We start from the raw sequence: 25,691 nt of genomic DNA on the forward strand, positions 1-25,691 counted from the left end.
TGCTCGGCCCCGACCACCCCAACGCCCTCGCTGCACGACACAACCTGGCCACTTCGTATTGGCAGGCGGACCGCATCCGCGAAGCCATCGACCTGCTGGAGCGCGTAGTCACGGACTGTGAGCGGCTGCTCGGCCCCGACCACCCCAACACTCTCACCGCCCAGAACAGCCTCGCCATCGCAGGACAACGGCGGCAGCCCGACCTTTAGGCAGAATGAGGCCAACTACCCCCGTAACCCAGGCACATGTTCAGGCAGACGCGGAAGCCCGGGCTCCGGGAACGGCGTGATCGGCACCTCCCTGAGCAAGTTCCAAAGCGCGTTGCCGGCCAAGGTGCTCTTCATCCGCAGTCTGGCGACGTGGCCCACCTCCTGTTGTCCAGTCCCTCGGCCGCCCTCGGGTGGTCCCTCCAGAACGGCAGCTGGCCCCGAGCTCGCCGACGTCCTCGCCACGATGATCCGCCGCGTCCGCGACCTCAAGACCGGCAAACGGCCTAGGTGGGGGTGCGGTATTCCTCGGCTGGGCCCAGATGGTCGGCCCTAGTAGAGCCAGGCTCGGTGGACCTGACCGAGCAGGAGCTCGCCGAGGCGATGACGCTGATGGATGTGCTCTCCGTAGACAGCCTCGACGAGCTGGAGCTGACCAACCAGTATCGGGAGGCGCTGGTCGAGGTGATCGAGGCGAAGGCCGAGCATCGCGCCCCGGCCGCCCCCGAGGGCGCGGAGGCCGCACCAGCCGGGCAGGTCGTCGACCTCATGGCCGCGCTGGAGGATACCGTCGCCAGGGCGAAGCAGGCACGGAGCGAGAGTGGTGGGCCCGCGACCCTGCACGAGATGCCAACGAAGAAGACCACGGCGAAGAAGGCGTCCGCGAAGGAGACGGCCGCCAAGGAGGCCACGGCCCAGAAGACGGCCCCGAAGGCGGCGACCTCGCGGCGCCGGAAGTCTGCCTTACCCGACGGCCGGGGGCACACGCTCTTAGCCGCGCATCCCCTGCCTGCGGAATATGTCGGGATTCGGCTGCGGGGCTCCCGCCCGGTTCCGCATCGTGAGGGCAGAGGCCCCGGCCGAGGGCCTCACGAGACGATGCGGGGCAGGGGTGGCTCGGTGAGCTGGCAACGTGAGGGGTTCGAGTCGCACGAGGGCGAAGTCGGCGCGCTGCTGGCCGACGGGAGCGAGCCGGGCCCGGTCTACTTCGACACGGGCAGCAGGGCCGACTTCCACGAGTCGACGTCGTGGTACCACTACGACGGCGAGATGCGCCGGCCGACGGCGGTGTCCCTGCGGGCGCGGTGCGCGTGTGGCTGGCGCGGCGAGGAGATTTACGTCCTCGACTGGGAGAAGGTCCGCGAGGACGGCCGGGACTTGCACGACACGTCCGGCCCGCTTGCGAACTGGTCCGCCCACATGGACCAGGTGGCGGCCCTACGGGTCCCCCTGCCCGAGGCTGTAACGGAGGCACTGGCGCAGCTGCGCAAGCTCCTCGACGAGCTCGTGGACGATCAGCCGCTGACCGCGCTCCGCGCTGCCAGGGAGATGGAGCAGGTGGTCACCTCGTTCGCCCCGTACGTGGCTCGAATCGTCGCTCAGGAGGACACACAGTTGCCGGAGGTCGCGGAGGCGCTCGGGGTCACGGAGAAGGCGGCCCACTCGTGCCTGTCGCGCTTCGAGCGAATGGTCTGACGCTCGCGGTCGCCCGTCGGTCAGTCCGCCGCCGGACCTCCGACGCCTCGGACAGGGGCTGCCGGCGGGCTCCATCCGGCCACGCGGCCCACCATCGCCCGATCCGGTGATGGCGCAACAGGCGTGAGCGTCCGAAGGGCTACGGGGAGCGAAGTGGGAGTCACACCCAACCAGCGACCGGGCCTGCGGCGGGTACCCGCTCACTTGGCGGCGGCGGCCAGGGCGGCCTTGAGGAGGGCGGTGCGGGTGCCAGGGCGCGGGTTGTTGTCGGCCACGGGGCGGTGCTCCTGCCGTTTGTGGAGGGGTCTGGCGGTGTCTCTTCTTCCCGCCCTGCGGCGAGAAGAGACACCGCAGGGTTGTGGGTATACCGGCCTCCGATGATCCTGGCGAAGGTGGCGAGGGAGAGAGGCTGTGGTGGATCACCGAGCCCGTCGCCCAGGCGGTCGCCGTGCTGGAGGCGCTCTCCTGGCACCCCACCCACCTGTTCGCCACCGCCCGCCCTCCCCCACGACACGCTGGCCGGCAGCCCGAAGGCCGACGGGGAATCCGCGCGGAGGAGCACTTCGACTTCTTCATCGCCCACGTCAACGCCCACCGCCACAACACCGATGTGACGCAGTGGCGGTCGATGCGGCTCGGGCAGCCCAAAGGAGGCGCCTGACCCTGGCTTTCACCCGGCAGGCGCCCTTTGCCGGGCACTCCGCCACTCCTCCTCAGGCTCACGAGCCCCCGCGTTCTGGTTGAACGCCCACAGGTACGGGAACGGCCCGCGCCGGCATGGCAGTGGCCACACGAGTCAACGATTGTCGGCCGGCCGGAACTCTGCGAATCAGTCGTCACGGTCCGCTCTGCGATCTTCCCGAGGGTGCGAAAGAGCACGTGGTGCCACCCTCACGGTGCTTCCCCTGGCAGGGAAGGGTTCTGCCCCACGGCCCCAGGACACCACGGACCATGCCCCGCGCAGGCGTGGAGGCCCAGGCCGGCGCTGTTGTCGAGCGCCCTGCCGGAGCAATGCCGAGCCCGGATGGGGGCCTCCGGGCGGGCTCGGAGTGCAGGGGAACGGTCGCCCGCCTAGCGTGATCGCCGAACGGAACAACCACGCAGCCCGGCGTGCCATCGGTCCAGACGGGCTTCGGCCATGTGGGCATCGGCGCGGCCTGCGCCGGGGCGCGCCACTGCTGCCGGGTGCGCGCCAGTCAGCATCCCCCACACCCTCCGGGAGTTCGGCATGGCCCGTATCACCATCAACGGCGTGACGGTGGACCCACTGGTCCAGTCCGAGGAGATGGTCGCCGCATCGCTGGTGTCCGAGGACGCCTCCGCGTCCAACTATCTGCTCGTGCAGACCACACACCCACCCACAGCCGAAGAGAAGGAACAACTCTCGGCACTCGGCGTGGTGATCCAGGAATACGTTCCGGACGACACCTATCTGTGCGGCTACCGGCCGAGCGATCTGGACGCCGTACGCGCACTGCCCTTCGTGGCCTGGGCGGACGTGTACCTCAAGGGCTTCAAGATCGGCCAGTCTCTCCGGTCGACCCGGCTGCGCACGGGCGTCTCCGAACTGACCGAGCCTCTGGGCGGTGGGGGTCCGCGACCCCGCCTCGTCGACATCGTCCTGCACGAGGACGTCGACATGAGCGAGGACGGACTGCGGGACCGGATCGCGGCGGCGGCCGGAGTCAGCCATGGCGACGTACAGCCCGACGGCGAGAAGGTCCGCATCACGGTCCGTGATGAGGACCTGTCCGCCCTCGCTTCGCTCGACGAGGTGAAGCAGATCGAGGAGGTCCCCGAGCGGGTCCTGTACAACACGGTCTCGGGCACCCTGCTCAACGCCCACGTGTCACTCAACGGCACGAAGTTCCGGGGCGAGGGCCAGATCGTGTGCGTTGCCGACACCGGCTTCGACAAAGGCTTGAACACCAATGTGCACCCCGCCTTCACCGGCCGGGTCAAGCGGCTCGTCGCCCTGGGCCGGACGAGCCCCCCGCGAACGGACGACCCCGACGGGCACGGCACCCATGTGGCGGGCTCGGTCCTCGGCGACGGTACGTCGGCGGTGATGGGCGAACCCGTCACCGGAACGGCTCCGGAGGCGAGACTGGTCCTGCAGTCCGTGATGGACGAGGACGGCTTTCTCTCCGGCATCCCGAACAACCTCCGCGAGCTGTTCGAACCGCCCTTCCTGGAGGACGGAGCGCGGATCCACACCAATTCGTGGGGCCCTGTCACCCCGGGGCTGCCCTACAACCAGGCCGCCAAAGAGGCCGATCGGATGGTCTGGGACAACAAGGACTTCGTCATCCTCTTCGCCGCGGGCAACTCCGGTACGGACCAGGACGGGGACGGACGCATCAACATGAGGTCCGTCAGCGGGGAGACCGCGGCCAAGAACGTCCTCACCGTGGGAGCAAGCGAGGGCCACCGGCCCGAGATCGCCAAGACGTACGGTCAGCTCAAGGGCGGACAGTTCCGTTGGCCGGTCCCGCCGATCAACGGCGACAAGATGGCGGACAACCCCCGCGGGATGGCGGCCTTCAGCAGCCGGGGCCCGTCCCAGGAGGGACGCTTCAAGCCCGATGTCGTCGCCCCCGGTACGTCGATCCTGTCCGCCCGCTCTCGGCTGGCGCCGGCGATCACGGACTTCGGTGTCTCCACGGACCCCGCGTTCTCCTTCATCAGCGGTACCAGCATGGCCACCCCGCTGGTGGCCGGCTGTGTGGCGGTGCTGCGCGAGACGCTTGTGAAGAACGGCACCCCGAAGCCCAGCGCCGCGCTCATCAAGGCCATGCTGATCAACGGCGCCGACGAACTGGCCGGTCAGTACGTCCCCACCGAGGCGGGCCCGTCGCCGAACAACAACTCCGGCTTCGGCCTCGTCAACCTCAAGCGTGCCGTCGTCCTGCCGACCGACGCCGGCCGGGCGGGCTTCACCGACGCCAAGGAACTGGACCAGGGAGAGGAGCGCACCTTCGTCATCACCATTCCGGAGGGAGCGGCCCGCACGCTGAAGGTGACCCTCGTCTGGACCGACCCCCCGGGGGCAGCCCTGCAGAACGACCTCGACCTGATCGTCCGGGCGGACGGTCAGGAACGCCACGGCAACATGGGCACGGGTTCCGGCTTCGACCGCGTCAACAACGTCGAGCAGGTCCACTGGCGAGACATCCCCTCCGGAGAGACCGAGGTCGTCGTGAGCGCTCACCGGATCACTCTGTTCGCCCAGCCCTACGCCGTCGCCTGGCGCATTCTCTGAAGCACATGCGGGCAATGTCCCGGCCCGTTCGGTCGGGCCAGGACGCCGAGGCCGGGGCGCAGACAGCAGTCGGCCGCGGTGACACTCTCCGCGTCCGCCCCCGCCGACCGTTGCCTCAGCGGCCCCGTTGAGACCGCCTCACCCGCACCAGCCCGCCTCGGTCATCCTGGGCTGGTGCGACACCGCGGCCGAAACGATCGCCACGGCAGGAGCTCCCACCGGGATCGCCAACAGCCTTACGTCGGCGATCAATTGGCTCGTCGCCGCAAGGGCGACGTGTCAGGAGCCGGCGCACGTGGATCGCGGCACGCGTTCCGGGACGCGGCAGCGCACCTCGGCCGTGGCCGAAGAACGTGCTGGTCAGCTACTCCCCCAGGAAGCTCAGGTGTTCTTCCCGAGCAATGACGTCCCGTGCAGGGAAAGGGCGTTGCCTTCCTCAGGCAACGCCCCCCACAGCCGCAGGAGGTCACCGGCGGCAAGGGCGCTTGCTCTTCGCGCGGGAAACGGACGACCAGCACACGAAAAACCTGCTGGTCAGCTACTCACCGAAGAAGCTCGGGTTCTTCTAGGAGCACAAAGAGAGGCGCCTGAGGGGTTTTGCCGGTCAGGCGCCTCTCGGCAGCCTCATCCACGTCACGCCTCGGCAGCGGGGGCGTGGTCGAGGGGCGGAGGTGTTGTGAGGGTGCGTGCCGCCCAGAGGGTCTTGCCTCGTCCTGTGGGCCTCACGCCCCAGCGCTGGGTGAGGTGGGCGGTGATGAACAGGCCCCGGCCGTTCTCGTCCGTGTTCAGGGCGCGGCGAAGGTGCGGACTGGCGCTGCTGTCGTCGGTGACCTCGCACACGAGCGTGCCGTCGTGGATGAGGCGCAACTGGATCGGACCTTTCGCGTAGCGCACGGAGTTGGTGACCAGCTCACTGACGACGAGGGCGGTGTCGTCGATGACGTCCTGGGCCAGTCCCCATTCCGCGAGTTGGTCCACGGCTCTCCTGCGCGCCTGGCCGGCGCTCTCCGGACTGTTGGGGAACGTCCACGCCTTCGTCCGGGAGTCGCCCAGCGTGCGGGTGCGGGCCAGCAACAGATAGGCGTCGCGAAGCGGCTGCTCGGGCGCGAGGGCCTCGGCAGACCTCTCGCACGCGGCCTGAAGTGAGGGCTGCGGTTCGGCGAACAGGTCGGTCAACCGACTCAGCAGCGACTCGCGGCCGCCGGCCGCGGTCAGCAGAGCGGTGTTGCAGATCAGCAGGGTGCTCCCTTCGGGCAGGACGCGTTCCGTGAGCGCGTACTCCGCGAGGCCCTGCCCGAGAGGCGGTCCGGCCGCGACATCCAGCAGTTCGACGGCGCCGCCCGGATGCACCAGAACCGGTGACGGGTGTCCCGCGCTCGCCGCGGTGCACAGGCGGGTGACCGGATCGTAGACGAGGCAGAGGCAGGTGGCGGGCGTTCCGTCGCCGCTGTCGGGTGCGGCCGTGTCCGGCGGGGTGCTCGGGCGACTGGCGAGGTCGTGAAGACGCTGGAGGATGTCGTCCGGCGGCAGGTCGAGGTCGGCCAGTGCCTCGATCGCCGCGCGAAGCTCGCTCATCGCCGCCGGACACGAAGTCCCGGACGTGGTGTCCCCGGCCACGAGGGCGACCCTGGCCCCGGAGAGGGCGATGGCGTCGGACCAGCCGCCGCCCGTGCCGACCGGCAGGTGGGTGCGGGCGAGCTCGACGGCCGTCACGACTGATGCCTGTGCCTGGGCGAATCCACCGGACAGGATGCGGGCGGCCGAGCGCTCACGCCCGTAGAGGCGAGCGTTGTCCAAGCACTGTCCCGCGAGCGTGGTGAGCTGCTGCGCGAGCCTCAGATGCCGGTCGTCGAACGGAGCCGGTTCGCGCCAACGGTAGAAACAGGCCAGGCCGAGCACCACTCCCCGCGCGCGGATCGGAACCAGCAGCATGGAATGCGCGCCCGCGCTCAGGATCCGGGAGTACCGCCGATGTCGGGGATCGAGCCAGGGGGCGTCCGGGCGCAGCCGTCGGATCAGCTGCGGGGCCAGGGTGTCCAGGACGGTTCGGTACGGCGTGCCGGGTGGATACACGTCCACCTCGCCGACGGCGGGGACGCCCTGCTGGTCCGGTCCGGCGACCGAGCGGTATCCCACGCGTCGCACGGTCTGATCCCGGTCGAGAGCGTCCGCGAGGGGAGCCCGGCCGCCCATGACCACGTCGTAGACGTCGACGGTCACGGTGTCGGCCAGAGCCGGTGAGACGACCTCGCAGAACTCGGCCGCCGTACGGAAGATGTCGAGCGTGGTTCCGATCCGCGCGGCCGCCTCGTTCTGCAGGCGCACCTCCGCTTCGGCCCGCACCCGGGCGGTGATGTCGGTCAGCGCGGTGGCCAGCCCCAGTACGGTGCCGTCGGCCCGCTGCAGGCGGAACGCGGACACCGAGAGGACGGTTTCGACCGGAGGGACACGGCGGTCGCGGAACCGGACGGTCAGGTCGAGCTCGGGCACCCCGGTCTCCAGCACCCGGTGAGCGGCCCGTTCCACGGCCGCGGGCTCGGTGATGTCGAAGGCCCGCACGATCTCCGGCAGCGTACGGCCGAGCAACCGGTCGACCGGGAACTCCGGTATCAACCGGGCCGCCGTGTTCACCCGTACCAGACGCAGCTCCCGGTCGTAGACGTGCAGGCCCAGGGGCGACTGGGAGAAGAGCGCGTCCAGCACAGCGCCCTCCAGCCCCTCGGGGACGGACCGGCTGTCCGGGTGATCTTCACCAGCCACTGTGTGAACGCCCATTCGACGAGACGGGTGGATCGCACTGCCTCCCATGCAACGCCCACCCCACCCACCCGGCCACCGCAGTGGAGTGGCCGGGTGATGGCGGCCCGGGCCCGCCGGACGGGCCTGCTGAGGCGCGGTCGGTCGGAGCGCTGCGTACGCTGGTCGGAGGGGGCCTCTCTCAGGACGAGGATCGGAAGGTCTGTGAGGCCGGAGATCGACCACGGTGCGTTGTTCGCCGCGACGCCCAGCCCGTATCTGGTGCTGGCACCGGATCTGGTGATCGTGGACGTCAACGAGGCGTACCTGCGGGCGACCGGCCGCACCCGGGACGATCTGCTCGGGCAGCACGTGTTCGACGCGTTCCCCGACAATCCCGCCGACCCGGGCGCGGACGGGGTGAAGAACCTCGGGGCGTCGCTGGGGCGGGTGCTGGCCACCGGTGAGGCCGACACCATGGCGGTGCAGAAGTACGACATCCCCGTCGCCTCGCAGCCCGGTGTGTTCGAGGAACGCTGGTGGTCCCCCGTGAACACCCCGGTCAAGAACGCGGACGGGCGGGTCGCGTGGATCATCCACCGCGTGGAGGACGTGACGGCGTTCATGCGGTCCCGCCGGTTCCGGGGCCGGACTGAGGGGCGGCGGATCACGGAGCGTGAGGAGGGGATGGAGGCCGAGCTGTATGCCCGCGCGCGGGAGCTGCAGCGGCTGAACGAGCAGCTACGGGCGGCGCACGCCCGGGAGCGGGAGGTCGCCGTCACCCTGCAGGAAGCGATGCTGCACTCCCCGGACCTGGCGCGGCACAGTGACGTGGCGGTGCGCTATCTGCCGGCGGTCGGTTCGCTGAACGTGTGCGGCGACTGGTACGACGCCGTCGACCTGGCCGAGGGGCGGTTCAGCGTCGCCGTGGGCGACGTCGTCGGGCACGGCCTTGAGGCGGCCACCGTCATGGGCATGCTCCGCAGCGCGCTGTCCGCGGCCAGTCGGGCGGTGGCCGGGCCGGCCGGGGCCCTGGAAGTGCTGGGCATGTACGCCCGCTCCGTGGAGGGCGCGCTGGCCGCGACCGCGGTCAGCGTCCTCGTGGACACCCGCTCCAAGCTGCTCGTCTACTCCAGTGCGGGGCACCCGCCGCCGGTGCTGCTGCACGGGGACGGCACGTGCGAGCTGTTGGACCAGGCCACCGACCCGCCGCTGGGAGCGAGACCCGAGCACGTTCCCCGGCCGCAGGCCGGCACCTCCTACCGCGCGGACGACACCCTCGTCCTCTACACCGACGGACTGATCGAGCGCCGCGACGAGGACATCGACACCGGCCTGGACCGGCTCACCACCGCCCTGGGCGACCTCGCCGGCCTCGACCCGGATCAGCTGGCCGACGCGCTGCTCGCCCGCCTCGGCGTCGCGAGCGGAGCCCGCGACGACATCGCCCTCGTCATCGTCCGGGTCTGATCCCGCGGGCCGCCGGCACCGGACGCGTACGGCACCCACACGCGGTCTACCTCCGTGGAGTGGGGACGAGGCGGAGCAGGCCGTGGAGGACGGCGTCGATGGTGTCTTGTGCGGGCTCATCGGTCACGTGGGTGAGCAGGCGGGCCAGGGTGCGCAGTGCGTGGGGTGAGGCCATCACACGGGGGTGCAGGACGGGCCGGAAGCCGTAGCGCGAGAAGACCAGGTCCCCGGCGACGTTGCCCAGCCGGTAGTAGCGCGCCCATCGGCGCCGGATCTCGGCCGGGTACTGGTGCAATGCGTGTTCCCGGCGCGGTCCTGCCGGGCGGGCCAGTGCCAGGGCGATGATGTCCGCCGCCACCTCGGCGGCCTCCATGGCCTGGGCGATGCCCTCGCCGCTCCACGGACTGACCATGCCGGCGCTGTCGCCCACGAGCAGCACGCCCCGCCGGTACTGCGGGCGTCGGTTCAGTCCCATCGGCAGCGGCGCGCTGCGCAGGGGCGAGTCGGCGGTCTCCTCGTCCAGCCCCCAGTCCGCGGGCAGGCGGGGCAGCCAGTGGTCCAGGGTCGCTCGCAGGTCCACCGGCCTGCGCCGCCGTTGCTGCGGCAGGACACCGAGGCCCACGTTGACCCGCCCGTCGCCCAGGGGGAACACCCATCCGTATCCGGGCAGGTCCCGTCCGGTACGAGGACAGCGCAGGTCGGCCCAGAGCTCCAGGTAGGGGTCGTGCGTACGGGCCTCACTGCGGTAGTACCGTCGGGCAGCGGCTGCGACGGGCCTCCTGTCGTCCCGTTCGAACCCGAGGCCGAGAGTCGTACGGGCCGAGGCGCCGTCGGCGGCGATCACCAACGGCGCCCGGTAGCGGACCGGCTCCTGCTCCGGTCCGCGGGAGGCGGACACGCCAATGACGTGTCCCGCCCGGTCGGTCAGCGGGCCCGTCACCTTCACGTGGGTACGGAGACGCGCTCCCGTGGCGCGGGCGTGCGCGGCGAGCAGGTCGTCGAAGTCGTGCCGGCTGCGGGTGAGTCCGAAATCGGGAAGGGCACCCAGGCGCGGCCAGTCGATCTCCGCCTGGTGGCCGCCGCAGACCCAGCGCATGCCCTTGTTGCGCATCCACCCCGGTGCGTCGATGTCGATGCCCATCCGCACCAACTGGTACACGCTGCGCGGTGTCAGGCCGTCGCCGCACACCTTCTCCCGGGGGAAACCGGACTTCTCCAGGAGCAGCACGTCCACGCCCGCTCTCGCGAGGTGCACGGCGGCGGCGGAACCTGCCGGCCCCGCCCCCACCACGATGACCTGTGCCTCTTCGTCACCGGCGCCTTCAGGACCCGACCTGCCGGCGTCGCGGCCGTCGCCGGCCTCGCCACTTTTGGTGATCACCCCACCACTATGCCCAGGGTGGGCGTCGGTGGAACGCGTGGCACGGCCGAACCGGCACGGCGCGGGACGCTACGCCGGGTCGATGCGGGCGATGGTGCCGCCCTGCGCGAGCACGTACAACTCGCCCTTGCGGCCCTGCACGAACGAGACGACCTCGCCGGCGTTGACGACGAGGTCGTTCACCGCGGTCACCCTGCCGTTCTTCATCTGGAGCGAGCGGAGGGTGCCGTCGCAGTAGTCGCTGAACACGTACTGGCCCTTCAGCGCCGGGATCGCGTCCCCTCGATAGACGAATCCGCCGGTCACCGCGCACCCGAGGCCGCCGCGGGCGTATTCGTGGATCGGGCGCACATGGTTCGCCGGCTCCGTGCCGCCCCGGAAGGGATGGTTGCCCTCCATCTGGGACCAGCCGTAGTTCTCGCCGCCCTTGTCGCGCGCCGGCGCCCAGTCGATCTCCTCCCAGTCGTTCTGGCCGACGTCGCCGATGAGCAGGTCGCCGGTGCTCGAGTCGAAGGAGAACCGCCAGGGGTTGCGCAGCCCGTAGGCCCAGATCTCGTCCTTCGCGTTCGGGTCGTTCACGAACGGGTTGTCCGCAGGAATCGCGTACGGCGTGCCACCGCGCGGGTCGATCCGCAGCATCTTGCCGAGCAGCGTGTCGAGGTTCTGCCCGTTCCCATGCGGGTCGCCGCCCGCGCCGCCGTCGCCGAACGCGATGTAGAGGTATCCGTCGGGCCCGAACTTGATGTCGCCGCCGTTGTGGTTCGAGTACGGCTGCGTCTGGGTGAGGACGGTGCGCCGGGTCTCCGGCCGCAGCTTGCCGTTCCGTACGGCGAACTCGTCGATGGTGCTGGTGCCTTCGAGATTCGTGTACGAGATGTAGAAGTGCGCGCGTGCGTTGTCGAACGCGATGCCGAGGAGGCCGCGTTCACCGTCGGTGGTGGTCTCGGCGGAGATGTCGAGCACGGGCTCGCCGAGCCCTTGGTCGCCCAACACCCGGACCGTACCGGCCCGCTCGGCGATCCAGACCTTGCCGCCGGGACCGGCGGCCCCTGCGATCGGGTTCTGTGCCGTGGCCACCTTGGTGAGCGCGATCTTGGCGACCTTGTGCCGGGGTGCGCGGTCTTCTGCGGACGCTGTGCTCAGGGCGAGGGAGGCGACGAGGCAGACGGCGCCGATGATCGCCGAGCTTGTCGTGCGAACTTTCACCGTGATCCTCCTGGAGGCGGCGAACGGGGGCACCCGGCTGCTCGAGGCGGTAGTAAGTCGGCGTCGCCCGCGCCAGCGCACAACCGGGGTGGGGGGAAGTCCGTACCACTGGCCACGGAGGAGACTACTGGGACCCGAGCAATTGGTATAGGCCAAGCACACGCGAGGGACGGAGTGGATGTGGCCCCATATGATCCACACGCGTACCGCACACCCCCAGGGAGCCCGCCCATGCACCGCTTCGATGTCGAGACACTGACCGCGGGCCGGTGGCGCAACGGCGGGGGCGCGACCAGGGAGATCGCCGCGTGGCCGGCGGGCACGGAGGAGTTCGGATGGCGCGCGAGCGTCGCCGACATCGACGGTGACGGACCGTTCTCGACGTTCCCGAGCGTCGACCGAACACTCACCCTGCTCGCAGGCGACGGCGTGCGGTTGATCTGTCCCGGGGTGTTCGACCGGCTGCTGTCGCGCGCGGGCGAGCCGTTCGCGTTCTCCGGGGACGACGTGCTGACCGCCGAACTGTCCGGCGGCGCCTGCCGGGTACTCAACATCATGGTGCGGCGCGGCCGCTGGACCATCCGCGTGGACCAGGTCGCCGGCCCCGTCGTGCCGCCCGCCGGGCACGCCGGGGTGCTCTATGTGCTGCACGGCCACTGGCGGACGCGCACGGACGGGTCTGTCCTGACGGCCGGCCAGGGCCTGTGGTGGGACCGAGACGACAACGCGCCGGGCGGAGCGGCCGCACCGCTCTCACCCGACGCCGCCGCCCTGTGGGCCGACATCGCGCCAGTGGGATGACCACGCGGGCGCGCTCAGGCTCCCCGATGTAGGCCTTCCTCGGCGAGGGCTTCGGTCCGGCGCCGGTCCAGTTCCTGCTGGACGCGGGTGACGTCCTTGGCGTACGTCCGGTACAGGAGGGTGAGCACGGCTCCGTTGACCCCCATCAGGACGACGAGGACCCAGAGGAAGACCACCCGCAGGCCGACGGCGTCACCGAGGAAGCCGGCGCCGAGGCTGAACGCGGCCCAGGCGATGGCTTCGAAGACGGTGATGTAGACCGCGAAGGCGGCGCCGCGGAGTTCGGGCGGCGTGATGGCCATGACCATCGGCCGGTTGACGCCCGGGTTGACGCCCTGGGTGAGGCCCATGAGGGCGAAGAAGAGGGCGAACAGCCCGATGCCGCCGTAGTCGACCTGGGTGCCGAAGTACGCGACGAACCCGAAGGCGAACTGAGCGACCTGAAGAACGGCTACCAGGCCGTGTCGCGGGCTGCGCCGGGAGGACCAGTCGGCCAGGACACCGCCCAGCAGCGTGCCGCCGAAGTATCCGATCCCCATCGGGAGCAGCACGATGGACGCCACCTGAGTGGAGAAGCCGTACACGTCGACGAGGAAGATCACGCCGAACGTGCCCACGAGGAGATGGCCGGACAGCAGCCTGGAGCCGAGGAGGATCACGAAGCTGGGGATGCGGAACAGGTCCCTGACCTGTCGGCGGGTCACCTTGGCCTGGTTCTCGCGCACCGTGCGGTCGAGGTCGGCGAGCTGGTGCTCCGACGCTCCGCGCCCCGGGTCACGCAGCCAGATCCACAGGGCGATGCCGAACAGGACGTTGATCGCCCCGATCGTCCACAGGCCCCATCGCCAGCCGTCCTCGACCCCCGCGAGCTGCCCCTTCAAAGCGGCGAAGACCGAGGACGCCAGGGCGAGGCCGCCGTAGAGCATGCCGATCGCGCGGCCTCGGGTCTTGCTGTCGAAGAGGTCTCCGACGACCTCGGTGGCGATCGGTCCGGCGGCCGCGTAGCCGGCCGCGAGGATCGTGCACAGGACGAGGAGCTGGGTGAAGTTCTGGGCGAATCCGGCGGCGATGCCGAAGGCTCCCCAGAACCCGGTGGCCAGGACGAGGACGCCCTTGCGGGACCAGCGCTGGGCGACCCAGACCCACAGCGGGCCGGCCAGTACGCCGACGATCTTCCCGGCGGCCGTCAGGATGCCGAGCGCGCCGAGCGAGACGCCGAGCGCCTGCCGGATCACCGGGAACAGGCCGCTGATCAGGCTCGCCTCGGTGTTGTCGACGAGCAGGGCACCGCCGAGCAGGGAGAGCTGCCGCCAGCGGCCCTTCACCGTGGTGCCGGCCGGGTCCTTCGTGGTTCTGGCAGGTTGCTCGATAAGCTCGGGCATCACGCCACCTCTTTTCTTCGCATCGTTCTTCGCAGGAGTTGTGAGAGAGGGGTGTCAGCCGGTGACGGGGTTGCCGCCCCGTCACCGGTATTGCGTACGGCTCGCCTCGCATGAGGGCCACCGCATACCGGCCTTGCGCACCGGTCTTCCGTACCCCCCGACGCGTCAGAGCTTCGCGAGCTCCTCGGCGACCAGACGGAGCTTCTCGGCGGGCAGCATGCCGCCGGCCATCGCGGCGATGTCGATCAGCGGGGTCGGCCCCAGGAACTGGAGCAGTTCGGAGTCGGCGATCCCCGGCAGGTGCCGCGTGAGGATCTCCAGCGCCACCGGGTCGCCGAGGAGCGTCGCGACGGGCGTGCGCAGGGACAGCTGTCCCTGCGGGTAGTCCTCGGCGCGCGGCAGCGGCACGGCCGCGCTCTCGGCCTGGCCCCGCTGGGCCCGTACCAGCAGGTGCGCGCCGGTCACCGGGCCTTCGGCGGGCAGTCCGAGCCGTTCGTACTGGCTGGGCGGGGCTTCGGTGCTCCGCATCAGTTCGACGAGCAGGGTCGCGAGCCGCAGCTCCGCCTCGTCGTCGACGAGCGGGCTGAGCTGCTCGGGATCGTCGTGCAGATCGAACAGCAGGCTGCCGTGGTGGTACGGGTTGACGAAGGTGCGGCCCGGCAACCGCAGGGTGCGGACGCCCTTGGTGAAGCCGAACGGCTCCGCGAGCTCCAGGTCCGCCAGCTCCGCGGGGGTGAAGCGGCCCCGCATGTGCGTCGGCATCAACGTGTGTTCCATCAGCGGGGCATTGGAGGCGGCGACCGGCGCGCGCATGTAGACGTACCGGCCGTCGGTGATGTTGACGTGGCCGCCGTGGATGCCGAACAGGCCTGCCTCGCGCAGGTCCGTGTCCCCTGCGACCGGCAGTGGAGTGCCTTGCATGTCGGCTGGGGGCTCAACGCCGAAGTACTCCAGAAGCGTGGGGGCCAGGTCGATGGTCTGTACGAGGTCGTCGCGCCGTTCGCCGGCGCCGCCGGACCGTGGATCCCAGGCGAACAGGGGCAGATGGACCAGCTCGTTGTACCAGGGCTGGACGGACTTGCCCCACCAGCCCTTCTCGCCGAGCAGCAGGCCGTGGTCCGTATTGACGATGAGCAGGGTGTCGTCCCAGAGCCCGTACTCGTCCATGGCGTCGAGGACCCGGCCCAGCGAGTGGTCGCACATGGAGAGCAGCGCGGCGTACTCGAACCCGGCGTGCGCGACCTGTTCGTCCGTCTCGACCACCCGCTTGTAGTCGGGCCAGTCGAAGTGAGGCCCTTCGTAGGCGTGCGGGTAGAGGTCCTTGTACCGCTGGTGGCTGAAGAACGGTTCATGCGGATCGAAGGTCTCGATCTGTACGAACCAGCGGTCCTCCGCGTAGTTGGTGCGGAGGAACTCAAGACCGGCGTCGAACGTGAGCGTCTGGGGATGCCGGTCCTCGGTGGCCATGTGGGGCCGGTTCACCCAGTCCTGCCGGTACACGGCCGAGCGCATCCGTTTCAGGTCCTCGGGGATCGCGGGATCGGCCACCTGCCCCTTCCACGGGTCGCCCTCCTGACCGCGGAAGAACTCCCAGGAGTTGTACCGGCCGTGATAGGTGGCGCCGCCGTCCTCCCAGTAGTGCGGATGGTCGCTGACCAGATGCGTGTACACCCCGTTCTGCTTCAGCAGCTCGGGCATCGAGTCGTCGAAGGGTTCCAGCGGTCCCCAACTGCGGTGCAGGAAGTTGTACCTCCCGGTGTGCAGTTCGCGGCGGGCCGGCATGCACGGCATCGACCCCGCGTACGCGTTGTCGAAGGTCACCGTCCGCTCGGCGAGCCGCGCGAAGTTCGGGGCGTGCGTCCAGTCGCCACCGTACGGCGGCAGCATCCGCCGGTTGAGACTGTCGAACATCACCATGATCGCCCTCATCGGATGGACTTCCCTTCCGTCACACGCAGCTCCATGCGCTCCAGCCACTCCACCCATCGGTCGACAGCCCGGGCCCCGAGCTGGTGCAGCTCCTCATGGACCTGACGGGTGAGTTCCTGGTCGAGTTCGGGCATGGGGTCCTCGAAGTGGAGCTCGCGGTCCCTGCCTCGGTTGCGGCCGATCTGCTCGCGCCGGTAGGCGAGTTCGGTGCGGATGAGCCGTACGGCGGCTTCCCGGTCCAGGGGGACCGTGATGGAGAACCGGGCTACGAAGTCGACCTCCTGGAACCGGCTGGTCGGCTCGTACGGGGAGCGCACCCAGGCGAGAAGAGTCCCTCGCCCGGTCTCGGTCATCCGGTACACCTTCGCGTCCGGCCGGCCTTCGCGCGGATCGACCTGGTGGACCACCCAGCCGCCCGACTCCATGGTGCGCAGCGCCCGGTAGATCTGGCTGTGGTGCGCCCGGGACCACAGGAACTGGCCTTCGGTCTCCAGCCATTTGCGCAGGTCGTACCCGCTGTAGGGCCGTTGTGCCAGCAAGGAGAGAAGGACGTACTCCAACTTCACGAACCACGCTCCTATGTGCAATGTTTCCTATGTGCGGCCATTCATATCCTCGCCACAGGGAGACGTCAATGCGTTGTTGCGCGCCGGAAACGGAAAGTTCGCATCGGGCGGGTCCGGTCGGCCTGGCCACCGCCCCACCCGCCCATGAGGAGGAGCGGCTGACGGGTGGGGACTTCCTCATGGGGGATGCCTTCGGTGAGGGCTACCCCGACGACGGGGAGGGCCCGGTCCACGACGTACGGATCACCTCGTTCTCGATCGACGTCACGACGGTGACCGTCGCCATGTACGCGGCGTTCACGAAGGCCACCGGGTACGTCACCGTCGCCGAGCGAGAGGGGCACTCGGCGGTCTTCCACCTCGCCGCCGCGGCCGAGCAGGCCGACATCCTCGGTGCCGATCCCTCGGTGCCGTGGTGGCTCCAGGTCCGCGGCGCCGACTGGCGCCACCCGCACGGCCCGTTGTCGGAAGCCGATCCGGACCACCCCGTGGTCCACGTGTCGTGGCACGACGCGACGGCCTACTGCGCGTGGGCGGGGCGGCGGCTGCCGACCGAGGCCGAATGGGAGTACGCCGCCCGCGGCGGGCACGAGAGCCGGCGGTTCCCCTGGGGAGACGAACTGACCCCGGACGGGCGGTGGCGGTGCAACATCTGGCAAGGACCGTTCCCCTACGCCAACACCGGGGCCGACGGGTGGCTGGCCACCGCTCCGGTCCGCTCCTATCCCCCGAACGACTTCGGCCTGTACGAGATGAGCGGCAACGTCTGGGAGTGGTGCGCCGACTGGTTCGCCGCCGACTCCTACACGCACGCACCGCGGCAGGACCCCCAGGGCCCCGAGCAGGGGATCCGCCGGGTCGTGCGAGGCGGCTCCTACCTGTGCCACGACTCCTATTGCCACCGCTACCGGGTGGCCGCCCGCTCGGCCAACACCCCTTCTTCCAGCAGCGGCAACTGCGGCTTCCGCACGGCGGCGATGGAGGCGGACAGCCCGGCGACCCCGGGCAGCGCGAACACGGTCCGCCTCCCGTCGGCCGGAGGCCGGCCGTGCGGGGCGGCCTAGGGTCGGATCCCGTCGCAGGCGATCCGTAGGTGGCGCGGCCCGCGCAGTACGGCGTTCTGACGGTACGGGGGCGGGTCGTCCAGCAGGCGCGGGTTCTCCAGTCTCCGGGCCAGCTCCGAAAGGGCGAGCTGGGCCTCCAAGCGGGCGAGTGGTGCACCGAAGCAGCTGTGGATGCCGCTGCCCAGGCCGAGGTGCTGGATGTCCGGGCGATCCGGGTCGAAGCGGTCCGGGTTCTCGAAGCGCCGCGGGTCGCGGTTGCCGGACGCCACGACCAGCCAGAGGCTGGAGCCCTTCGGGATGGTGACGCCGCGGACCTCGATGTCGGCGAGGGTGGTGCGCCCAGGCAGTAGTTGCACCGGCGGCTCGAAGCGGAGCAGTTCCTCGACGATGGGCACGGCCAGTCGCGGTTCGGTGCGCAGCCGCTGAAGGACGTCGGGATGGCGCAGCAGGGTCAGCATGCCGTTGGTGATGAGGTTGACCGTGGTCTCGTGCCCCGCGATCAGGAGCAGCGCAGCCGTGCTCAGCAGTTCCATCGTGGCCATCGGGCCGTCCGGGCCCTTCGCCGTCGCCAACTGGGAGAGCATGTCGTCCCCGGGGTTCTTGCGGCGCTCCTCGATCAGGCCGGCGAGGTACATGCCCAGCTGCATCCGGGCCTCGTGCGCCGCACCCTTGTCGCGCTCGGCGGGATCGGCGTCCGGGTCGGGGTCCAGGCTGGCGGCGAGGGTGTCCGCCCAGGTGTGGAAGCGTGCCTCGTCCTCGCGCGGCACTCCGAGCAGCCTGCAGATCACCGTCACCGGGAACGGGTAGGAGAACTCCTCCACCAGGTCGATCCGCCCCGGGTCGCCGAGACGGTCGATGAGGCCGGTGACGATGTCGTGGAGCTCCGGGCGCATGTCGTCGACCCGGTGGGGGGAGTGCGGCGGTCCGAAGTGGCGGTTCGTCATGCGTCGCATCCGGTCGTGCTCCGGCGGGTCGAGCCGTAGGAAGCTCGGCGGCAGGGCGCTCTCCTCGGGGGCCGGCTCCGCCAGCGGGTCGGCGCTGCCGGACGCCAGGTTGCGGGGGTCCGAGCTGATCCTCGGATCGTGGAGAAGGCTGCGGATCTCGTAGTACGTGCTGATCACGTACGGCCCGTCGGTCTCGTGATGGACCGGTGTTCTCCGCAGCTCCTCGTAGATCGGGTAGGGGTCGGCCCGGTTGGCGTAGTCCAGGATCTGGTGCAGCAGGGTTTGCGTCATGTCAGGTCCTTGTGGCCGTGCGGGTCAGTGCGCGGGGGTGAACGTCATCCGGCGGTCGGCCGGCGAGTATCCGCTGAGGGTCACGGTGGGGCCGTGGCTGGGGATCGACGGGTCGGGGAAGTCCGCGTCCATCGGCCGTTGTCCGTCCGCGTGCCGGTCGACCGTCGGGAACTGCGGCGGAAACGGCGCGGTGCGCTCGATGAGTTCCCGGTAGAACGGCAGCCACCGGCCGTGGTCGAAGGAGACGGCACCGATGACGCGCCCCTGGTACCCGTAGACCCCGACGAACCGACGGCTGTCCAGTGAGCCCTGCGCGATCAGGATCTCCGTCGCCATCGACGGCACTCCGACCGACTTGATGTTGACGCCGAACTGGGAGGACCAGAAGGCCGGCACGTCCATGTGCGGTCGCCGGTCGATGCTCTCGCTGAGCATGTTGTGCGCCGCGATCCCGGCCTGGGCGACGGCGTTGCCCCAGTGCTCCAGCGACAGGAACTGGTACCCGAACAGGGGATGGGGGCAGCGGGCGACATCACCCGCGGCGTAGATGTCGTCGGTGACGATTCCGCGGATGTCGAAAGCCCGGCAGCCCGCGTCGCAGGCGATGCCGCGGGGCCCGGCGCCGAGCCCGGAACCGTTCAGCCATTCGGTGTTGCGGAGGGCGCCGAGCGAGACGACCACCACGTCGGTCTCGACGGTGGAGCCGTCGGACAGATGCGCGGCGCGGACCCGTCCCGAGGCGTCGCCCTCCAGGGCGGTCACCATGACCCCGCACCGCAGGTCCACACCGTGCTCGCGCTGGAGATCGGCGGCGACCGCGGCGATCACCCCGCCGAGCGCGCCGACCAGGGGCGCGGCGCCGCGTTCGGCGACGGTGACGGGGATGCCGCGTTCGCGGCAGGCGGAGGCGACCTCCGAGCCGGCGAACCCTCCCCCGATGACGAGGACCCGTTTGGGTCCCGCGTCGAGCCGCCGGGCGAGCGCGGTGCCGTCGTCACGGGTCCGCAGCACGAAGACGCCGTCGAGTTCCGCCTCTTCCTCGCGCGGCCACGGCCGCGCCCGGACACCGGTGGCGATCAGCAGCCGGTCGTACGGCACCTCGCCGCCGTCGGCCAGCCGCACCGTCCTCGCGGCCATGTCCAGGCCGGTGGCGGGAACGCCGAGCCGCCAGGTCGCGTCGAGGGATCGGAGCCGGGGCAGCGCGGTGCGGTCGGCGCGCGCCCTGCCCAGCAGCACGCCCTTGGACAGCGGGGGCCGGTCGTACGGTTCGCAGGGCTCGTCGCCGATCATCGTCAGAGACCCCGCGAAGCCCTTGGCGCGCATGGTCTCCGCGGCCCGTAGGCCTGCGAGCGAGGCGCCGACGACGACGATGCGGCCCTCGCGTCTGAGCTGCTCCAAGGCCCCGTCACCGAGCACCGGGCACCGCCTCGGCCGGCTCGTCCACGGCATCGACGAGGATGGCCTGCACGGGGCAGGCCGCGGCGGCCTGGGCCAGCTTGTCGCGCAGTGCCTCGTCGGCGTCCGGGTCGTACAACAGCGCCTCGTCGCCGTGCATGGTGAAGATCTCGGGTGCGAGGAACGCGCACTGCGCGTACCCCTGGCAGCGGTTCAGATCGACGGCAATGCTCACCACGGGATCGGTTCCTCTCCAATGGCCCGGTCGAGCCCCCTGCGCCCACTCTCGTCGGCCGGGAGAGCCACAGCCACGGGAGCGGGGCGACCGAGTGACCGGTGCGGCCCGATCAGGTCGAGGCGGCGGACCGTGACGCGGAGGGATGCCGCCCCCACAGGCTGTGCAGGCTGAGAACGAGCACCCAGGCCGGGAAGACCAGCTCCGACCAGGGCACGTTCGCTCCCACCACGAGCAGCGTCAGGCCCGCCAGGTAGCCGACGACGGTGAGCGGGCGAGGCAGGACGCCGAGCCGGTGGCCGATGGTCGAGGCCGTGATGACGAACACCGCCGCCATCCGCATGGCGTAGGTGGTCAGCAGGGCGTAGGCGACATCGCGGCCGAAGGAGGAGCCCTGTCCACCCTCGTCGAGCACGCTCCAGGCCGCCGCCGCGGCGCCGAACAGTGTGGCGACGAAGACCAGACCGCTGCCCAGGAACACCGTGGCGACGAACTTGTCCTCGCGCTCGCCCGCCTGCTCGCGCAACGCGCCCATGAACCAGAGGAACGCGATCCCGGCGAACGGGATCAGCTCCAGCGCCGTCCGCACGGCGCTCCGCTGCCCTGCGTCCAGGGTTTCCGCCCCGTCGACGCCGCTCGGCACGGCGATGCGTACCAGGACGATCGCGGTGGCCGTCAGGATCGCGAACACCGTCCCCGCCACCCCGGCGGCCCACGGCGTCGCGAGGCGGTCGTGCTTCCGCTCCATGGTCTCCCGCTTCCTGCCTGTGCCCCCTTCGTCCAGACACCCGTGATCGCGGGACGCGCGCCACCGGAGTCACCCGACAGGAAGAGCTAGGTGCGCCATCCAGGCCAGGGGTCCCGCCCCGTCAGCCCGGCCCGGAGGTGTCCCACGTGAGGATCAGGAGGGAGACGTCGTCCTGGATCTTGGGGGCGAAGCGGCTCAGGTCGGCCCAGATCTCGTCGGGCAACTCGTCCATGCCGACACCGGTCATACGGGCCAGACGCTCGACGAACGGGTAGAAGGCGCCGGAGGCGTCCCGTGCCTCCAGGACACCGTCCGATGCCAGGAGCAGCCGGTCCCCGGGCTGCAGCGACACCGTTCCGGCGGTTCCTGGCATGACGTCGGCGAGGCCCAGTCCCAGGGGTGGCCCGGGGTCGAGTTCCAGGGTGCTCACGGCTCCGCCGCGCAGCAGGACCGGGGGCGGATGGCCGCAGGCCAGGACACGGACCTCCCGCCCGTACGGCGCGAAGTCCAGAAGGACGGCCGTGGCGAAGAGCTCCGCGTGCTCCGTCCGCGCCGAGTCGACCACGAGCCTGCGGTCAAGGCGCGCCGCGATCGACTCCGCGTCCACGTCGTCCAGCACGGCCTCGCGGAACGCCCCCAGGACGGAGGCGACCGTCGCGACGGCCGACAGACCGTGCCCCTGCACGTCGCCGAGGACCGCCCGCACCCCGTGGGGACCGGGCCGGACGTCGAAGAAGTCGCCTCCGACCAGCGTGCCGCGCTCGGCGGCGCGGTACAGGCTCGCGCAGCGCACGGGCCCGACCCGCGGCCGTACGTCCGGGACGATGGCCCGCTGGACCGTCTCGGCGACGGTACGTTCCAGGTCGAGCTGCTCGTCCCGGCGCCCGCGGACGAAGGAGACGAAGATGCTCAGGATCGCGACGAAGCCGAGGGTGAAGAGGTCGGTGTTGCCGGGCTGGTCCAGATGGAAGAGGGGAATGGTCAGCAGCGCGATCGTCGCGGCACCGAGGAAGGCCGTGGCCAATGGTCCGTAGGCCAGGACGGCCAGCGGAGGCACCGCGCCCAGCAGGAAGCCGATGTCCAGCGGCACGGATTCGGTGAGGGAGGCCGCTCCGACCCCGACGAGCAGCACCACGGGCAGGACGCGCACCCAGCGGGGCGGCGGGGCCCCGCGCAGCCAGCTCCGCCGGTACGCGCCGGTCGCCACCCTCCTCGGCTTCACCACGCCACCAGGCTCCTACGCGGGAGTGCGCAGCGCACTCCGCGGCCGTCGGTGTCGCCGGCGGGCATGACGCGCGCGAAAGGGGGTGCTCCCAGACACAACGCCTCGCCTCGCGCCTCCGGAGATCGGCATTCTCGGTAGCCTGACCAGGCTGCTGTACGCGGTGCCCATGGGTCGGGCCGGCTCGTGCGGGGCTTTCGCCGGAGACGGAAAGTGATGAGGCTGCCATGGGAGAACCGACGAAGCCCGAGGTCACCGTTCCGCACGGTGACGCTCCCACTGAGCTGACCGTCCGGGACCTGGTCGTCGGGGACGGGCCCGAGGTGAAGCCGGGCATGGTGGTCAAGGTCCACTACGTCGGGGTGACCTTCGCGTCGGGCAAGGAGTTCGACGCCTCCTGGGACCGGGGTGAGCCGTTCAAGTTCGCCCTCGGCGGTGGCAGGGTCATCAAGGGCTGGGACCGGGGGGTGAGAGGGATGAAGGTCGGCGGCCGGCGCGAGATCATCGTTCCCCCGCGTCTCGGCTACGGCAATCAGTCACCCTCGCCGTTGATCCCGGCCGGCTCGACCCTGGTCTTCGTGGTGGACCTGCTCGACTCGTACTCCAGCACGACCGGGTGGAGCAACACCTAGCGCCCGCGACGCGCCGCGCCGTCTCCCGGGCTCGGTGCCGCCGGGCCCTTCACCCCCTCTCCGGCTTCCGCCTCCGCAGCGTGGGACTCAGCCCAGCACCAGCAACACCGCCAGGGCGACGAGGAGGGAGTCGATTCGGTCCAGGAGACCGCCCGACCCGGCCAGCCAACTACCCGCGTCCTTCGCACGGGCGCCCCGTTTGACCATGGACTCCAGCAGGTCGCCGAGTGGGCCGCCGACCGCCACGGCCACCGCCGTCTGCCACGTCAGGGAGGACAGGACGGCGAGGGCGCAGAGTCCGGCCGCCGCCCCCGCCAGCGTGCCGCTCCACCGCTTGGCGGGTGACAGCGGGGAGAGCCGGGGGCCACCGAGACGGCGACCCGCCGCGTACGCGACTATGTCGGCGATCGACACGGCCACGAACAGGACGAGGCCGAGGGCACCCAGGTGCACGAGACCGGCCAGGAGCCCCAGCCACACGAGCCCGAGCAGGCCCGCCTGCATGCGGCGGAGCCCGTGCTCCGCGTCACCCGTCACCAGAGGCACCCCGGCGATGGCGAGCGCCCCGACCGCTGCCACCCGGAGCACCTCCCCCGGGGCCAGCCAGGCGGTCAGGACGAGCCCGACGACCGCCGCGCCGAGCACCACGCGGTCCACCGGGCCCAGCCGCAGCAGCCCGCCGAACTCCGCCACCGCGACCACCCCGACCACGGCCGCGAGGACCGCGATCCCCGGCGGACCGAGCCAGAACGCGGCGGTGACCAGCGGCACTCCGACCGCCCACACGCACCAGCGGAGCATCAGTTCACGCTGCCGGGTCGCCGCCACGGCGACCCCTCCGACGGCCAGTGCCCCGCCGAGGTACGGCACGAGACCGGCGACCGCCGTCACGAGGAGACCCGCGCCGAAGCGCCCGACAGCACCGCGGCCGGCGCGCGCAGCGCGTCCAGGGCGCTCCGGCACGCCGCCACGATCCGCGCGTTCTCCGCCGTGTCACGGACGGCGATGCGCACGGTCCGCCCCTCGTACGCCGGGGACATCGGCGACAAGTCCCGCAGGTACACGTCGTGGCGGCGGCACTCGCGCACCAGCCGGGCCGCGCTCGGCCCGCCCGTCGGCAGGGTCACCGTGAGGAAGTTCGCCACCCCCTCGTCGACCGAGGAGAACCCGTCGAGCTCCGCGAGCCCGGCGGCGAGCGACCGGCGCAACACCGCGGTGCGCGCCCAGCGTTCCGCGTAGTACGCGGGGTCACGCAGCGCCGTCACGGCGGCCAGCTGCGCCGGCAGGCTCACGGGCCACGGCGGCGTCCAGCGGCGCAGCTCCCCGGCCGTGTCCGGGGCGGCCACCAGATACGCGGCCCGCATCCCCGACAGCGCGTACATCTTCGACAGCGAGGTGCAGACCACGACCCGGGGGTCGACCGTGGCGAGCTCGGCCAGCGAGTCCGCCGGATCGACATAGCCGAGATACGCCTCGTCGATCCACCACCGGGTCCGCGCGGGCGAGGCCTCGATCACCGCGCGCAGCGCGTCGGCGGGAGCGTGCCGGCCGGTCGGGTTGTTCGGATTGACCACCACCACGAGGTCGTACCGTCCATCGCGGGTCGCGGCGGCGAGCCTGGCTGGGTCGAGCAGCCAGCCGTCCTCACGGCTCAGCCGGAGCCGGTCGACCTGACAGCCGATCACCCGCTCGGTGACGTGGGCGTACTCGCCGTAGCTCGGATCCAGCAGGAGCACCCGGCTCCCCGGTGTGAGCCACCGCCCGAACGCCCGGAAGATCAGGTCGGACGAGCCCGCACCGACGACCAGCGACTCCACGGGTAGCCCACGGACCCGGGCGATTTCCGCCAGCAGCCCTTCCGCACCCGTCGGCGGCGAGGTCCGCGCCGCCCACCCCGGATCCTCCGACAGGACCGCGCGGACCTCGGGGGACGGCGGGAACCAGGCGTCCAGCACATCGGCGGCGACGACCTCGTGACGGCGGGCCAGGGTCCGGAAGTCCGTACCGATCGCCGAGAAGAACGCGCCACCGTGCTCGCAGCCGTCCGCGCGCGGCGCGAACGGCACGTCCAACTGCCAGTCGAGCCCGGCCCGCAGCCGCTCCAGGGTCCGACCGTGCTGCTCCCCGACCCTCTTCGTCAGTTCGGCCACGGAGCCGCTCAGCACCTCGAACGAGACGGCACCCGAGCGGACCGTGCGCCCCACCGGCCGCAGTCCGGTGGCGAGGTACATGTCGAGCAGCTCCGTGCGCCCCATCGCCACGACCTGGCGTCCGCCATGCGCCGCGACCCAGCGCAGCGCCGCGTACATGAGCAGCGGCGCCGCCGCCGTGGAGCGCCAGCGCTCCTCGACGGTCAGGACGCGGATCTCGAACGGCGCCTCCTCCGTCAGGACCGGCAGCTCCTCGCGTCTCAGGTACTTGTCCAGCGAATAGCGGCCGACCCACGGCGGGGTGAGGCTGACGAAGCCGATCCGGGCCTCGCCGCGCGCGGCCACGAGATACACGTTCTCGCCGTCGAGCCCGTCGCTCAGCCGCCCGGACGGATCCACCGGATGCTGCCCCAACTCCTCCGCGTACACACGATGCCGCAGCTCGTGGATCCAGTCGCGATCGCCAGCCGTGGCAGCGCGCAGTTGAAGGGCTGGAGCCTGGTCCATACGTGTCCTCCTGAGACGGTCGGGTTTCGCGCACCAGCATCGTGGAGGCCGGCACATGACACCTGAGTATGCGTACTCACCGGATGAC

At 71.0% G+C, this 25,691-nt stretch carries 21 protein-coding genes; 8 read left to right on the plus strand and 13 right to left on the minus strand.

Annotation, left to right across the window (positions count from 1 at the left end):
• The 4 genes from ACWCO8_RS19255 to ACWCO8_RS19270 all read left to right on the plus strand — a co-directional run.
• Window positions 1–209 (plus strand): tetratricopeptide repeat protein (locus ACWCO8_RS19255; RefSeq protein WP_451033218.1); only part of this gene is annotated, 209 nt, incomplete at its 5' end.
• Window positions 210–557: 348 nt separating this feature from the next.
• The gene (locus ACWCO8_RS19260) at window positions 558–1,682 is read left to right on the plus strand and encodes a hypothetical protein (RefSeq protein WP_451033219.1); all 1,125 of its coding nucleotides are present in this window, start codon (window positions 558–560) and stop codon (window positions 1,680–1,682) included.
• A 358-nt stretch (window positions 1,683–2,040) separates the two neighbouring features.
• Window positions 2,041–2,343 carry a hypothetical protein gene (locus ACWCO8_RS19265; protein WP_451033220.1) on the plus strand — a complete coding sequence of 101 codons (303 nt, stop codon included), beginning with the start codon at window positions 2,041–2,043 and terminating at the stop codon, window positions 2,341–2,343.
• A 567-nt stretch (window positions 2,344–2,910) separates the two neighbouring features.
• Window positions 2,911–4,944 carry a S8 family serine peptidase gene (locus ACWCO8_RS19270; protein WP_451033221.1) on the plus strand — a complete coding sequence of 678 codons (2,034 nt, stop codon included), beginning with the start codon at window positions 2,911–2,913 and terminating at the stop codon, window positions 4,942–4,944.
• A 633-nt stretch (window positions 4,945–5,577) separates the two neighbouring features.
• Here ACWCO8_RS19270 and ACWCO8_RS19275 read toward each other — a convergent pair.
• The gene (locus ACWCO8_RS19275) at window positions 5,578–7,704 is read right to left on the minus strand and encodes a SpoIIE family protein phosphatase (protein ID WP_451033222.1); all 2,127 of its coding nucleotides are present in this window, start codon (window positions 7,702–7,704) and stop codon (window positions 5,578–5,580) included.
• 201 nt (window positions 7,705–7,905) lie between these two features.
• On the opposite strand from ACWCO8_RS19275, the gene ACWCO8_RS19280 reads away from it, so the two are divergent.
• Window positions 7,906–9,150, plus strand: a complete 1,245-nt coding sequence (locus ACWCO8_RS19280; RefSeq protein WP_451033223.1) for a PP2C family protein-serine/threonine phosphatase — start codon at window positions 7,906–7,908, stop codon at window positions 9,148–9,150.
• Between the two features lie 46 nt (window positions 9,151–9,196).
• Here ACWCO8_RS19280 and ACWCO8_RS19285 read toward each other — a convergent pair whose 3' ends face one another.
• Window positions 9,197–10,531 carry a geranylgeranyl reductase family protein gene (locus tag ACWCO8_RS19285; RefSeq protein WP_451033224.1) on the minus strand — a complete coding sequence of 445 codons (1,335 nt, stop codon included), beginning with the start codon at window positions 10,529–10,531 and terminating at the stop codon, window positions 9,197–9,199.
• A 69-nt stretch (window positions 10,532–10,600) separates the two neighbouring features.
• Window positions 10,601–11,737 carry a PQQ-dependent sugar dehydrogenase gene (locus ACWCO8_RS19290; RefSeq protein WP_451033225.1) on the minus strand — a complete coding sequence of 379 codons (1,137 nt, stop codon included), beginning with the start codon at window positions 11,735–11,737 and terminating at the stop codon, window positions 10,601–10,603.
• 231 nt (window positions 11,738–11,968) lie between these two features.
• Between ACWCO8_RS19290 and ACWCO8_RS19295 the strand changes: the two genes are divergently transcribed.
• Window positions 11,969–12,538, plus strand: coding sequence for a HutD/Ves family protein (locus ACWCO8_RS19295; protein ID WP_451033226.1), 570 nt, complete (start codon window positions 11,969–11,971; stop codon window positions 12,536–12,538).
• Between the two features lie 14 nt (window positions 12,539–12,552).
• On the opposite strand, the gene ACWCO8_RS19300 is transcribed toward ACWCO8_RS19295, so the two are convergent.
• The 3 genes from ACWCO8_RS19300 to ACWCO8_RS19310 form a co-directional block, all read right to left on the minus strand.
• A complete protein-coding gene (locus tag ACWCO8_RS19300) occupies window positions 12,553–13,920 on the minus strand; it encodes an MFS transporter (protein ID WP_451033227.1) in 1,368 nt (455 codons plus the stop codon).
• 165 nt (window positions 13,921–14,085) lie between these two features.
• A complete protein-coding gene (locus ACWCO8_RS19305) occupies window positions 14,086–15,849 on the minus strand; it encodes a sulfatase (protein WP_451033228.1) in 1,764 nt (587 codons plus the stop codon).
• Window positions 15,846–16,415, minus strand: coding sequence for a PadR family transcriptional regulator (locus ACWCO8_RS19310; protein WP_451033229.1), 570 nt, complete (start codon window positions 16,413–16,415; stop codon window positions 15,846–15,848). The genes ACWCO8_RS19305 and ACWCO8_RS19310 overlap by 4 nt, the downstream gene beginning before the upstream one ends.
• A 68-nt stretch (window positions 16,416–16,483) precedes the next feature.
• Here ACWCO8_RS19310 and ACWCO8_RS19315 point away from each other — a divergent pair, with 68 nt between their 5' ends.
• On the plus strand, window positions 16,484–17,479 hold the full coding sequence (locus ACWCO8_RS19315) for a formylglycine-generating enzyme family protein (RefSeq protein WP_451033230.1): 996 nt from the start codon (window positions 16,484–16,486) through the stop codon (window positions 17,477–17,479).
• Here ACWCO8_RS19315 and ACWCO8_RS19320 read toward each other — a convergent pair.
• The 5 genes from ACWCO8_RS19320 to ACWCO8_RS19340 all read right to left on the minus strand — a co-directional run bounded on the left by ACWCO8_RS19320 (window position 17,476) and on the right by ACWCO8_RS19340 (window position 22,317).
• Window positions 17,476–18,714 carry a cytochrome P450 gene (locus tag ACWCO8_RS19320; protein WP_451033231.1) on the minus strand — a complete coding sequence of 413 codons (1,239 nt, stop codon included), beginning with the start codon at window positions 18,712–18,714 and terminating at the stop codon, window positions 17,476–17,478. The genes ACWCO8_RS19315 and ACWCO8_RS19320 overlap by 4 nt on opposite strands.
• A gap of 24 nt (window positions 18,715–18,738) precedes the next feature.
• Window positions 18,739–20,163 (minus strand): NAD(P)/FAD-dependent oxidoreductase, encoded by a 1,425-nt coding sequence (locus tag ACWCO8_RS19325; RefSeq protein ID WP_451033232.1) that lies wholly within the window; start codon window positions 20,161–20,163, stop codon window positions 18,739–18,741.
• Window positions 20,120–20,344: a ferredoxin gene (locus tag ACWCO8_RS19330; protein WP_451033337.1), complete on the minus strand. Its 225-nt coding sequence runs from the start codon at window positions 20,342–20,344 to the stop codon at window positions 20,120–20,122. The genes ACWCO8_RS19325 and ACWCO8_RS19330 overlap by 44 nt, the downstream gene beginning before the upstream one ends.
• A 112-nt stretch (window positions 20,345–20,456) precedes the next feature.
• A complete protein-coding gene (locus ACWCO8_RS19335) occupies window positions 20,457–21,092 on the minus strand; it encodes a hypothetical protein (protein WP_451033233.1) in 636 nt (211 codons plus the stop codon).
• Window positions 21,093–21,213: 121 nt separating this feature from the next.
• The gene (locus tag ACWCO8_RS19340) at window positions 21,214–22,317 is read right to left on the minus strand and encodes a PP2C family protein-serine/threonine phosphatase (RefSeq protein ID WP_451033234.1); all 1,104 of its coding nucleotides are present in this window, start codon (window positions 22,315–22,317) and stop codon (window positions 21,214–21,216) included.
• A 224-nt stretch (window positions 22,318–22,541) separates the two neighbouring features.
• Here ACWCO8_RS19340 and ACWCO8_RS19345 point away from each other — a divergent pair, with 224 nt between their 5' ends.
• On the plus strand, window positions 22,542–22,946 hold the full coding sequence (locus ACWCO8_RS19345) for an FKBP-type peptidyl-prolyl cis-trans isomerase (RefSeq protein WP_451033235.1): 405 nt from the start codon (window positions 22,542–22,544) through the stop codon (window positions 22,944–22,946).
• An 87-nt stretch (window positions 22,947–23,033) separates the two neighbouring features.
• On the opposite strand, the gene ACWCO8_RS19350 is transcribed toward ACWCO8_RS19345, so the two are convergent.
• Window positions 23,034–23,837: a phosphatidate cytidylyltransferase gene (locus tag ACWCO8_RS19350; protein WP_451033236.1), complete on the minus strand. Its 804-nt coding sequence runs from the start codon at window positions 23,835–23,837 to the stop codon at window positions 23,034–23,036.
• Window positions 23,834–25,603, minus strand: coding sequence for an aminotransferase class I/II-fold pyridoxal phosphate-dependent enzyme (locus ACWCO8_RS19355; RefSeq protein WP_451033237.1), 1,770 nt, complete (start codon window positions 25,601–25,603; stop codon window positions 23,834–23,836). The genes ACWCO8_RS19350 and ACWCO8_RS19355 overlap by 4 nt, the downstream gene beginning before the upstream one ends.
• Window positions 25,604–25,691 lie beyond the last annotated feature (88 nt).

It is taken from the genome of Streptomyces sp. NPDC001927, from assembly GCF_053594455.1.

Excerpts from the sequence above, each read along its gene's own strand:
- ACWCO8_RS19355 (WP_451033237.1), bottom strand. The coding sequence starts at position 25,603 with ATGGACCAGGCTCCAGCCCTTCAACTGCGCGCTGCCACGGCTGGCGAT.
- ACWCO8_RS19295 (WP_451033226.1), top strand. The coding sequence starts at position 11,969 with ATGCACCGCTTCGATGTCGAGACACTGACCGCGGGCCGGTGGCGCAAC.
- ACWCO8_RS19270 (WP_451033221.1), top strand. The coding sequence starts at position 2,911 with ATGGCCCGTATCACCATCAACGGCGTGACGGTGGACCCACTGGTCCAG.
- ACWCO8_RS19335 (WP_451033233.1), bottom strand. The coding sequence starts at position 21,092 with ATGGAGCGGAAGCACGACCGCCTCGCGACGCCGTGGGCCGCCGGGGTG.
- ACWCO8_RS19300 (WP_451033227.1), bottom strand. The coding sequence starts at position 13,920 with ATGCCCGAGCTTATCGAGCAACCTGCCAGAACCACGAAGGACCCGGCC.
- ACWCO8_RS19315 (WP_451033230.1), top strand. The coding sequence starts at position 16,484 with ATGCGTTGTTGCGCGCCGGAAACGGAAAGTTCGCATCGGGCGGGTCCG.
- ACWCO8_RS19305 (WP_451033228.1), bottom strand. The coding sequence starts at position 15,849 with ATGAGGGCGATCATGGTGATGTTCGACAGTCTCAACCGGCGGATGCTG.
- ACWCO8_RS19325 (WP_451033232.1), bottom strand. The coding sequence starts at position 20,163 with ATGCCGTGGACGAGCCGGCCGAGGCGGTGCCCGGTGCTCGGTGACGGG.
- ACWCO8_RS19345 (WP_451033235.1), top strand. The coding sequence starts at position 22,542 with ATGGGAGAACCGACGAAGCCCGAGGTCACCGTTCCGCACGGTGACGCT.
- ACWCO8_RS19320 (WP_451033231.1), bottom strand. The coding sequence starts at position 18,714 with ATGACGCAAACCCTGCTGCACCAGATCCTGGACTACGCCAACCGGGCC.